This is a genomic window from Rhodococcus sp. NPDC003318, from assembly GCF_042879035.1.
Taxonomy (GTDB): Bacteria; Actinomycetota; Actinomycetes; order Mycobacteriales; family Mycobacteriaceae; genus Rhodococcus_G.
The window spans coordinates 92666-102828 of sequence record NZ_JBIAOU010000013.1 but is presented as its reverse complement, the minus strand read 5'-3'; the positions used below and the strand labels follow the sequence as shown (position 1 = coordinate 102828).

Here is a 10163-nt window from a genome sequence, read left to right as displayed (position 1 = left end):
CGGCCCCCCGCCCTCCCCCCCCCGGGGCCCCTGGTGGTGGCCCGCCCCGCGAACCCCCGCCGCGGTGCGCCCCCCCCGGGGGGGGGGGGCGGGGGCGCCGCCCCGGCCGCGGCCCCCCCCCCCCCCCCACCACTGCGGCGAAGCCGCATCTAGTGCGCGGCGACGACGGCAGCTCCCGGTTCGGGTGCGGGCAGCTTGCCACCGGGCAGGAGGAACGCCGAGGTGATCGCTCCACTGACGAAGATGGCAGCCGCCCACCAGAAGGTGGTGGTGTAGCTCTCGACCGCGGCCAGTGCCGGGGTCAGCGGACCGGGTGTCGCGTCGGACAGGTAGTTCGCCGCCGCGGTGGCCGCGACGGTGCTGAGCAGCGCGGTACCGATCGAGCCGCCGACCTGCTGCATGGTGTTCACGGTCGCGGAGGCCACTCCGGAGTCCTCGGGTTGCACGCCGGTGATCGCGCCCTGCATGGCGGGCGCGAAGACCGTGCCCATGCCGAGCCCGAGCAGGACCAGTCCGGGCAGGATGTGCGGCGCGTAGCTGCTGTCCACCTCGAGCTGTGCCAGGTAGGCGAGGCCGGCCGCCCCGAGGACGAGGCCGGTGACGATCAGCAGCCGCGGTCCGACACGTGGGAGCAGCACGCCGGTCGAAGTGGTGGCCGAGACCACCATGGCGACGACCATCGGCAGGAAGGCGACGCCGGTGACGATCGGCGAGTACTGCAGCGTGGTCTGCAGGTAGTACGTCAGGAACAGGAACACCGCGAACATGCCGGAGCCGGTGAGGAACATCGCCAGGTACGACCCACCGCGGGTGCGGTCGAGGACGATCCGCAACGGCAGCAGCGGATGCGCGACACGGGTCTCGATCACCACGAACGCCGACAGCAGGACGGCGCCGGCGACGAGCCACGCGATGGTGGCGGCGTCGGACCAGCCGTGCGACTCGGCGTGGGAGAAGCCGTACACGATGCTGAACAGCGCGGCCGAGACGGTCACCGTTCCCGGAATGTCCAGGCGTGGACGGTGTTCGGCGCGGTGAGGTGCCATCATCGTCAGCGCGCCGACGAGGGCGACGGCAGCGAAGATCAGGTTGACGTACAGGCTCCACCGCCACGACGTCCACTCGGTGAGCACGCCGCCGAGGAGCAGGCCGATGGCACCGCCCGCACCGGCGATGGCACCGAATATGCCGAAGGCCCTGGCTCTTTCGTTGGGCTCGGTGAACGTGGTGGCGAGCAGCGACAGGGCGGCGGGGGCGAGCAGGGCCGCGAACACACCCTGTCCGGCGCGGGCGGCCACCAGCATGCCGAAGTTGACGGCGGCGCCGCCGACCGCGGACATCGCGGCGAATCCGACCAGGCCGACGACGAAGGTGTTGCGGCGGCCGAACAGGTCACTGAGGCGGCCGCCGAGCAGGAGCAGGCTGCCGAATGCGAGGGCGTAGGCGGTGACGACCCACTGTCGGTCGGCGTCGGAGAATTCGAGGGACCGCTGTGCCGCGGGCAGTGCGATGTTCACGATGGTCGCGTCGAGCACGACCATCAGTTGAGCGAGGGCGATGACCGCCAGGACGAACCAACGCAGGCGGTGTTCCCTTCCGGTGGATTCCGATCCGGCGCCGCGCCGGTCGAGGGTGGATGTGGTCATGAGGGGGCCCTTCGGTCTGACGTGGCTTCACAGCTCTATGACTGAAATGGAGGAGTAAGCTCCACTTGGACGACCATACGCCCAAACGGAGAAGATGTCTCCACTTATTTCGGCGGATGGCATCGGGTGTCCGATTTCGACCGATTTCGGGCCGTGTTTGTCGGATTTTCGGGGATGGCAGAATGAGTTTCGTGAGCACCGTCACAGGAGGGCGCAAGCTACGCGCCGACGCCGAGCGCAACCGCCGCAAGATCCTCGACGCCGCAGCCGAACTGTTCGCACTCCGCGGGATCGACATCACCCTCGACGACGTCGCCCGGCACGCGCAGGTCGGCGTCGGCACCGTCTATCGGCGCTTCAGCTGCAAGCAGGAACTCGTGGACGGCGTGTTCGAGCAGCACATGGCGGACATGGCCGCCGGTGCGAGTGCCGGCCTCGAGAACGACGACCCGTGGCAGGGCCTGGTCGACTTCGTCGCCTTCACCTGCGAGCAGATGGCCGCCAGTCGCGGGATGGGCGAGGTGTTCTTCAGCTGCGACGAGGGCCGCGAACAGATCGCGTGCGCCCGCGAGCGCATCGTGCCCCTCGTCGACCAGCTCGTCGCCCGCGCCAAGGACGCTGGCGCGCTGCGCCCCGACGTCGACGCCAACGACCTGCTCACCCTCGGCAAGATGGTCGGAGCCGTGATCGACTTCGCCGGTCCCGTCGCCCCCGACGCCTGGCGGCGCTACCTGGCGCTGGCCCTCGACGGCATGCGCGCCGAGGGCCAGGCGCGCACTCCGCTGCCCGAGCCGCCACTGACCTCCGACCAGATCGAGGCCGCCAAGATCGCCCAGGCTACGAAGCCCTACCGATCGTCGCGCTGACGCAACACCCCCGCCGCCGCGATCGTCGCCAGCACCGCCATCGTCATCGCCAGGGTCAGCCACTGGACGTCCGATTCGAGCGCGGCGCCGACACCGCGCGGCAGCGATCGCAGGGGGGACGCATCGCCGAGCGGGTCGGACGTGACGGCCTGACCGGCCACCGTCAGCGCGCTCGGCACGAACAGCACCGACAGCCCGGCGACCAGTCCGCTCGACGCCGCTCCGCCGCAGGACCCGAGCGCGTACCCGGCGACCGCGGCCAGCACGAGCCAGCGCGTCGCGTCGAGCAGCTCCGTGCGGATCCCCGGCACCAGTCCGATCACGGTCAGGGCGGCGAGCACCGTCAGCGCGACGACGACACTCGGCCACCGCACTCCCGCCACCACGCCGGCGGCCACGGCCACACCGAGCACCGCCAGACCGATCACCGTCGTGTCCGAGGGGACGCCGAGTGACGCTGCCGCAGCGACGATCGCGGTGGTGACCAGCAGCAGCGGACCGTCGCCGGGCCCGAGCACGAACGCCGCGGCGAGCGCGGCCGCCACGAAGACGGCGAGGAGCACCGCGGTGCGGGTCCTCTCGTCCGGGGCCGCGACGATCACCGCGTTGGTGACCAGTGCGGCCACCACCACCGCCGCCGTGGTCGCGAGTCCGCGCCCGGACACCCCTGCGACGCGCCCCCCGCCGACCAGCAGGGCGAGCACGGTCGCCGCCGCGGCAGGGAACAGCAGCCACCACGGCGGGGCGACGGTGAAGGCCGCGCCGCCGCCGTCCGGGGAGCCGGCGACCGAGACGACCAGCGGTGCCAACGCGAACGCCGCGAACGCTCCGCCGGTCAGCGCGACCCCGGTGTCGACCGCGACCGCCGCGGCCCCGCCCAGGGCGAGCCCGGCCGCGATGCCGGTCACGTAGTTCGCCGCGACCAGCCATTCGAACTGCGCCGCACGTTCATTCACGAACACCACGCCGACGATCAGCGCGAGCCCCAGCAGCACCACCACCCGCGCGGTGCGCGTGGACCTCCTGGGCGCGAGCGATCCCGCCACTGCGGCGGCGAGCACGATCCCCACCGCCGCGGCCAGTGGGCGGCTCGTCGCCAGCAGGGTGAGCTCGCGTTCGCTGCCGCCGACCGCGAAATTCGTGGCGAGCGGCGCGAGCAGCGCCCAGCCCGCCGTCACGCCGACCAGCACTGCGGCGAGAAGGTCGAGGGTGCGTCGCGCCGTCGTCATCGGGACCGCCTCAGGCCGTGGACACCCCACGCGCAGAACACGACCGCCAGCGCCAGCACGACGCCGGCGATGCGGTCGTCGTAGTGGGGGAGTCCGAGCATCAGCGTCGTGAACTGCTCACTGCCGAGGAAATCGATGCCGCCATCGGCGTTGGTCAGTGGCGCGTATCCCCACTCGGTGGGCACGATCACCGTCGCCGCCGCGTGGAAGACCGTGGACACGAACGGAACCGCCAGCCCGACGGTCGCCACGGCCGCGGAGCCGGGCAGTGCGCTCCCGACCGCGATCCCGGCCCCGACCGTGACCACCGCGAGCCGCACCAGCAACCACGGTCCCTGGGCGCCGAAGTCGGGCCAGAGCGTTCCGGCCGCCGGGACCAGCGCCGCGACAGCGAGACCGACGACGGGGAGGGGGCGCCGCGCCGCGACGGCCAGGCCGACAGCCACGGCGAGTCCGGCAACCGCGACCGCCGCCCAGGGCGACACGTCGCGCAGCGGGCCGCGCAGGTCGACGAGCACCGGCATCGCGGCCGCGGCAATTCCGGTGGCGGCGAGCACGATCGCGGCGTTGCCGGGGTCGGTGCGCCGGGCGAGGAGCCTCGCCGCGACCTCCGTCACGACCAGGACCACCACTGTCGCGATGACCACGATCACCCACGTGTGCAGTCGCGATTCGCCGGTGTCGCGGCCGATCCAGGCGATCAGCAGCCGGTTGGTCACCGCGACCGCTGTGATCGTCACGAGTGCGTCCCGGGCCTCGATGCCGGTGATGTGGGGGATGCGGGACGACGGGTTCGCGAGCGCCGCGGCTGCGATCGTGGCCGCGAGGGTCAGGGCCAGAACCCACTGTGACGGCTCACCGAGCGTCGACGTGCTCTGCGTCGCCGTTGCTGCGCCCCACGAGGTTACCGACAGGAAGCCGGCCACCGTGCCCAGTGCGAGCGCGATCTGCGGGATGCGGTGCCCCCAGGATCCTGCGGCCGCGGCTCCGAGGAGTGTGCCCGCGGCGAGGGATTTCACGACGTGCAGCGCGACGAGGGTGTCGACTCCCGCGACCCCGGGCACCGCGACGCGGATCAGCACGGTCACCGCCGTCGCGGCGGCCGCCGTCAGCCACGCGATCCGTCGGGAACCGCCCCGCTGCATCAGCGCGCACACCCCGACCGCGACCACCGCGCCGGCCGCGATGCCGGTGGGTTGCGCGGTGAGCCAGCGGTCGAGTTCGCGGTCCGACGTGGACACCGCCCATCGGCCGCCCGGCGGATCGGTCAGGACGAACGCAGCGAGGGCGGCGCCGAGCAGAGCGGCGAGCACAGCCGGGGCGCTGCGGAGCGAATCGGGCATTGGCCGACGCTAGCCGACGACGCCGCCCGAACCGCCGAGCGTCGGCCCGGCGGTTCGCCCACGCGGTGGTGGCGTGGAGTGGTGCTCAGCCCGCCGTCGTGGTGGCGGCGTCGACGATGACGGCGGTGACCTCGCCGGGCCGGGAGACCAGCGAGGCGTGTGAGGCGTCGATCTCGGTGGTGTGCGCGCGGGCCCGCTGGGCCATGAAGCGCTGCGCGTCCGGCGGGATCACCTGGTCCTGGGTGGAGACGAGGTACCAGTTGGGGCGCGTCGTCCACGTCGGGGTGTCGCTGGGTTCGAGGTTCGCCCACAGCGCCGCGGATTTCTGGTGCGCGAGCATGTCCGCGGCGGTGGAGTCGTCGACGTCCTGCGCGAAGATGCCGTGGAAGTACTCGTCGGCGATGTAGCCGTCGACGTTCTTGCCGCCGATGGCCTGCGCGTCGTCGACGACCTTCAGCTGCAGCGCCGGCGGCAGCAGCTTGCTGCCGGGGAACCGCAACGGGTTGAGGATGCCCTGTACGAACTCCCCGCGGTCGGGGGCGAAGGCGGCGACGTAGACGTTGGCCTTGACGTCGGGGTCGTCGGTGTTGCTGATGACGACACCGCCGTAGGAGTGTCCGACGAGGACGATGGGCCCGTCGATGGTGGCGAGTTTCTGCTCGAGCAGGGCGGAGTCGTAGGCCGGGCCGCGCAGCGGGTTGTCGAACGTCTCCACCCGGTAGCCCTGTGCGGTGAGGTTGTCGGCGACCTCGTTCCAGCCGGTGGAGTCGGCGAACGCGCCGTGCACGAGCACGATCGTCGGTGTGGCCTGCGCGGCGGCGGGAGCGGCCACCAGCGCGGTCGGGGCGAGGGCGAGGGCGGTGGCGACGGACAGCGAGGTCAGCAGGGACCGGGCTCGACCGGAGAATCGCGGGGACTGGTCGGACATGCGCGGGGTTCCCGTTCTGTGAGGTGAGCGGCTCCCGGGTCCCGGGGTCGCCGGACGACCCCGAGGTTAGGGTGGCGGCGCCGTCGGTGATCGGCCGAGAGCGCAGACTTCTAGCCCGACGGTGCGCCGGGCGCCTCGGTCGGCGACCGTCGCAGCCGGCCGGGCGTGACCCCGTACGCGTCCCGGAACCGTCGGGTGAAGTGGGTGACGTCGGTGAAGCCGTGCCGCTGGGCGATCGCCGCGATCGTGAGGTGACGACTGCCGTTGTCCACGAGGGTCTTCCGGGCCTCCTTGAGCCGCCGGGTCACGATGTGGTTGCCGAGAGTGGTCCCCGTACCCGACCACAGGGAGTACAGGGACCGCACCGAGATGTTGTGGGCTGCGGCGACCCGGTGCGGGCCGAGGTCGGGGTCGGTGAGGTGATCGTCGATGTAGCAACGTATCCGGGCGATCAGCCCGGAGTCGGCCGGTCGTCCCGCGTGCGCCGCCGCACCGATGATCAGTGCCCGGGCGCGGTCCACCGTGGCGTCCACGAGGTGGGTGAGCGAGGCGGGGGAACGCTCCGCGACGTCGACGAGGTCGCGCAGGAAGGTCCGGAACAGGTCGTGGCGGGTCGCGTCGTCCCGCAGGAGCCGGGCGGCGTCGGGCAGGTCGGTGGCGGGCACGTCCAGGACCCGGCGGTCGAACGTGACACTCGCCGCCGATCCGGCGTCGTGCCTGCGGAAGTCGTGCGGCGCTGCGTGGTCGACGAGGATCAGGGTGTGATCGTCGGGCAGTGGGGTGACGGTGACACCGCGCTGGGTGAAGGCCCAGTCGCCGGGGCTCACCGACGCCAGCGTCACCGGGTGTGCTGAGGTCCGATCGGCGTCCCCGCTCCGGGCGCGTCCCACCGCGACCGCGCTGCCCGCGCCGTGCACCAGGACTCCGGAGCCGAGCCTCCACGTACGCACCCGCGCCCACCCGGCGGCGTCGGACCGCAGCGGCGCGATCGTCACCGGCACCCCGGCCCGCGACAGCGAGTCGCGTTGCGCCGGGCCGGGTCCGGCGGCGTCGGGTGGAGGGCTCGGCAGCATGCGCCGCTCAGGCGGTGGGTTCGCTGGCCTGCGATGCCGGATCGGCGTGTGCGAGAGCCCAGTCGAGGGCGTGGTCGGCGACGGCCTCCCAGCCGGGCTCCGCGCAGGTCCAGTGCGACCGGCCCTCGAACTCGAAGTACTCGGTGAGGGCGGCGGACTTCCGGTAGTGCTGCGCGTTCGACTTGTTCACCGACGGCGGCATGATGTGGTCGGCCCCGCCCGCGATGAACAGCAGTGGCGCGCGGTCGTCCCGGTCGTAGTCCACCCACGTCTCCTGGTGTCCGGGTTTGAGGTTCGCGATCAGCCCGTACGCCCAGATCCAGTTGCCCGGCGCCGGAATGTGATAGCGCTCCCACACCGCGTCGGACTCGGCGCGGGTGAGGGTGTTCGCGAACGCGTAGTGGAATTCCTCGGCGGTGAACCCGACGGCCCGGTGCCGGTTCGCCGGGTTCTTCAGCGCCGGGAACAGGGACCTGACCTGGGAGAGCGGGGTGACCCGGACACCTTCGGTCGGCGCGGAGTCGACGACGACGGCTGCGGCCCCGAGGCCTCGGGCCAGCAGCAGCTGGGTCAACGTGCCGCCGAAGGAGTGCCCGATGATGATCGGCGGCCGGTCGAGTCCCTCGATCACCCCGGCGAGGTGATCGACCGTCTCGGGGACGGTGAGGCGCGCGATCACGTCGGGATTCGCCCGCAGGGCCTCGACCTCGATGTCGAAACCCGGATAGGCCGGGGTGAGGACGGTGAAGCCCTTGGCCCGGTAGTGCGCCACCCAGCCTTCCCAGCTCCGGGGCGTCATCCACAGGCCGTGGACGAGGACGATGGTGTCGGGGGGTGTCGACGAAGGCATGTCTCACGGCCCTTTCCTGTGGTGGATCGACTCGTGGGGTGGATCGACTCGTGCGGTGGGACGGACGGTCAGCTGCACCGTAGTCGCGTGACGCCCGGCGAAACCGGATGCCGCTGCACGGTTCTGTCCCCTGGGCGCACCCGCGTCAGGGGTCGCCGGTCAGCGCCGAGATCTCCCGCCACTCGCGGGGCGTGACGCCGAACAGCGCGCGGAAGCGGCGGCTGAAGTGCGCATGGCTGGTGAACCCGCAGCGCCGCGCGACGGTCGCGATCGCGATCTGGCGGGACCGCGGCCGCGCCAGCTGGTCGCGGGCGCGGTGCAGGCGTTCGTCGATGATCCACTGCTCGAGACGTACATCGGCGGCGGCGCACAGCTCGTAGAGCCGCCGCGTCGAGATACCGTGCGTCGCCGCGATCGACTCCGGCGACAGGGTGGGATCGGTCAGGTGCTGGCGGACATGGGTGCGGATCCGCGCCATCAGGCTGTCCGCCGACGTCCGGCGCATCCCGTCGCCGTCCGACAGCGAGGCGAACAGTGCCCGGGCGAGGTCGATGCTCGCCTCACCGAGAGCGTGGGCGTCCGGGCCGCCGCTGAGCCGGTCGCCGTCGACGGTCAACGCGGAGATGTGGTTCGCCACCAGGGTGGCGACCGGGCTGTCGAGCGGTCGGGTCGACGCCGCACGGATCGCGTCGTAGGGAACGGCGAGTCGGTCGATCGGCACGTGCAGGCACCGCGAACTGCCGAAGGTGCTCCACGCGTAGTCGTATTCGGAGTTCAGATCGACGACCATCAGTTCACCGGGCGCGACGAGCCGCTGCACGCCGCGCTGCTCGTAGCGCGCGATCGCCGTCTCCTGCACCGCGATCGCCACCAGCGGCGACGGTGCGCGGGTCGTCTGCCTGTGCGTGCGCAGCAGCTGCATCCCCGACATCCGGGACCGGAAGACGCTCGTCGCGCCGTACGACCACACCTCCATCAGCGACGACACCGACGTCGGGTCCTCGAGGACCACGTGGGACGGTGCCGAATTCTCCTGCATGGCGGTACAGGTCGCGTCGGCTCGTTCCTTCGACGCGAACTGTGCGGTGTCGAACACGACGGTCATGCCGGCTCCTCGGGCGGGCGCACGGAGGCAGGGCCGAGGGTCACCGGCCCCGCACAGACGTATCGCCGTCCACGGTAGTGAGGATCCCCGGCGGTTCCCGTCGGATTTCGCCGAAGTTCACACGGTTGTGACACGTTCCCCGCGTCGGGCCCCGACATCGAGGTCGTCTGCACCGATCCGAACGTCCCGGCGTGCCACGATGTTCGGCAACACCACACGAGGCGAGGAACCACCATGGCATCGATCACCGAGAAGGCCACCACGTTGCTCGAACTGCACCGGCCCGGCGACCCCGTGATCCTTCCGACCGTCTGGGACGCCTGGTCCGCGAACCTGGCCGCGCAGGCCGGTTTCGCCGCCCTGACCGTCGGTTCCCACCCGGTCGCCGACTCGGTCGGCCGCCCCGACAACGAGGGCATGACGTTCGCCGAACTGCTCACCCGTGTCGAGCAGATCACCGGGGCGGTGGATCTGCCGGTGTCGGTGGACATCGAGTCCGGGTACGGGCAGAGCCCGGAAACGCTGATCAACGGGCTCGTCGACGTGGGCGCCGTCGGACTCAACATCGAGGACACCGTGCACGGCGAGGGCGGTCGGCTGCGGGAGGCGCAGGAGCACGCCGATTTCGTCGGCGGGCTGCGGCGCGCGGCGGACGCCGTCGGCGTGCACGTGGTGATCAACGCCCGGACCGACCTGTTCCTCAAGCAGATCGGCGACGAGTCCGACCGCGTCCAGCGCGCCGTCGCGCGGCTGAGGCTGTGCGCCGAGGCCGGCGCCGACTCGCTGTACCCCGTCGGGTTCCACACCGACGAGGTGTACCGCGAACTGACGGCCGCGCTCCCGTTGCCGGTCAACGCGATCGCCGAACCCGCGAGCGGCGAGCGCGCGAACTACGCGGCACTCGGCGTCGGCCGGGTCAGTTTCGGCCCGCTGCTGCAGGCCGCCCTCGCCGTCCGCGCGAACGAGATCCTCGCCCGCTGGGCGTAGGGCGCTCCGCGCCAGTGGTGGGCGGTGGGGGGGGGGGGGGGGCGGCAGTCGCCCCCAGCGGGCACCGGCCGGGGGGCGCGCGCGGGGGGGGGGCCTGGGAGTCGCGGGGGCGCGGGGCGGGGGGGACGGCGGGAAG

9 protein-coding genes are annotated in these 10163 nt (G+C 72.2%); 2 read left to right on the top strand and 7 right to left on the bottom strand.

What is annotated here, in order from left to right:
• Positions 1–149: 149 nt before the first annotated feature.
• Positions 150–1646 (bottom strand): DHA2 family efflux MFS transporter permease subunit, encoded by a 1497-nt coding sequence (locus ACFYVR_RS19595; RefSeq protein WP_387476178.1) that lies wholly within the window; start codon positions 1644–1646, stop codon positions 150–152.
• Positions 1647–1828: 182 nt separating this feature from the next.
• Here ACFYVR_RS19595 and ACFYVR_RS19590 point away from each other — a divergent pair, with 182 nt between their 5' ends.
• Positions 1829–2512, top strand: coding sequence for a TetR/AcrR family transcriptional regulator (locus tag ACFYVR_RS19590; RefSeq protein ID WP_387476176.1), 684 nt, complete (start codon positions 1829–1831; stop codon positions 2510–2512).
• On the opposite strand, the gene ACFYVR_RS19585 is transcribed toward ACFYVR_RS19590, so the two are convergent.
• The 6 genes from ACFYVR_RS19585 to ACFYVR_RS19560 all read right to left on the bottom strand — a co-directional run bounded on the left by ACFYVR_RS19585 (position 2494) and on the right by ACFYVR_RS19560 (position 9040).
• Positions 2494–3741 carry a hypothetical protein gene (locus ACFYVR_RS19585; protein WP_387476174.1) on the bottom strand — a complete coding sequence of 416 codons (1248 nt, stop codon included), beginning with the start codon at positions 3739–3741 and terminating at the stop codon, positions 2494–2496. The genes ACFYVR_RS19590 and ACFYVR_RS19585 overlap by 19 nt on opposite strands.
• Positions 3738–5084, bottom strand: coding sequence for a hypothetical protein (locus ACFYVR_RS19580; RefSeq protein ID WP_387476172.1), 1347 nt, complete (start codon positions 5082–5084; stop codon positions 3738–3740). Before ACFYVR_RS19580 ends, ACFYVR_RS19585 begins: the two co-directional genes overlap by 4 nt.
• A gap of 85 nt (positions 5085–5169) precedes the next feature.
• The gene (locus ACFYVR_RS19575) at positions 5170–6012 is read right to left on the bottom strand and encodes an alpha/beta fold hydrolase (protein ID WP_387476170.1); all 843 of its coding nucleotides are present in this window, start codon (positions 6010–6012) and stop codon (positions 5170–5172) included.
• Between the two features lie 110 nt (positions 6013–6122).
• Positions 6123–7085: a helix-turn-helix domain-containing protein gene (locus ACFYVR_RS19570; protein ID WP_387476168.1), complete on the bottom strand. Its 963-nt coding sequence runs from the start codon at positions 7083–7085 to the stop codon at positions 6123–6125.
• A 7-nt stretch (positions 7086–7092) separates the two neighbouring features.
• Positions 7093–7935, bottom strand: a complete 843-nt coding sequence (locus ACFYVR_RS19565) for an alpha/beta hydrolase (RefSeq protein WP_387476166.1) — start codon at positions 7933–7935, stop codon at positions 7093–7095.
• 145 nt (positions 7936–8080) lie between these two features.
• Positions 8081–9040: a helix-turn-helix domain-containing protein gene (locus ACFYVR_RS19560; RefSeq protein WP_387476164.1), complete on the bottom strand. Its 960-nt coding sequence runs from the start codon at positions 9038–9040 to the stop codon at positions 8081–8083.
• A gap of 234 nt (positions 9041–9274) precedes the next feature.
• On the opposite strand from ACFYVR_RS19560, the gene ACFYVR_RS19555 reads away from it, so the two are divergent.
• A complete protein-coding gene (locus tag ACFYVR_RS19555; RefSeq protein WP_387476162.1) occupies positions 9275–10027 on the top strand; it encodes an isocitrate lyase/phosphoenolpyruvate mutase family protein in 753 nt (250 codons plus the stop codon).
• The last annotated feature ends 136 nt before the right edge of the window (positions 10028–10163 follow it).

Coding starts and splice junctions, on each gene's coding strand:
- ACFYVR_RS19595 (WP_387476178.1), bottom strand. CDS start 1,646: ATGACCACATCCACCCTCGACCGGCGCGGCGCCGGATCGGAATCCACC.
- ACFYVR_RS19590 (WP_387476176.1), top strand. CDS start 1,829: ATGAGTTTCGTGAGCACCGTCACAGGAGGGCGCAAGCTACGCGCCGAC.
- ACFYVR_RS19585 (WP_387476174.1), bottom strand. CDS start 3,741: ATGACGACGGCGCGACGCACCCTCGACCTTCTCGCCGCAGTGCTGGTC.
- ACFYVR_RS19580 (WP_387476172.1), bottom strand. CDS start 5,084: ATGCCCGATTCGCTCCGCAGCGCCCCGGCTGTGCTCGCCGCTCTGCTC.
- ACFYVR_RS19575 (WP_387476170.1), bottom strand. CDS start 6,012: ATGTCCGACCAGTCCCCGCGATTCTCCGGTCGAGCCCGGTCCCTGCTG.
- ACFYVR_RS19570 (WP_387476168.1), bottom strand. CDS start 7,085: ATGCTGCCGAGCCCTCCACCCGACGCCGCCGGACCCGGCCCGGCGCAA.
- ACFYVR_RS19565 (WP_387476166.1), bottom strand. CDS start 7,935: ATGCCTTCGTCGACACCCCCCGACACCATCGTCCTCGTCCACGGCCTG.
- ACFYVR_RS19560 (WP_387476164.1), bottom strand. CDS start 9,040: ATGACCGTCGTGTTCGACACCGCACAGTTCGCGTCGAAGGAACGAGCC.
- ACFYVR_RS19555 (WP_387476162.1), top strand. CDS start 9,275: ATGGCATCGATCACCGAGAAGGCCACCACGTTGCTCGAACTGCACCGG.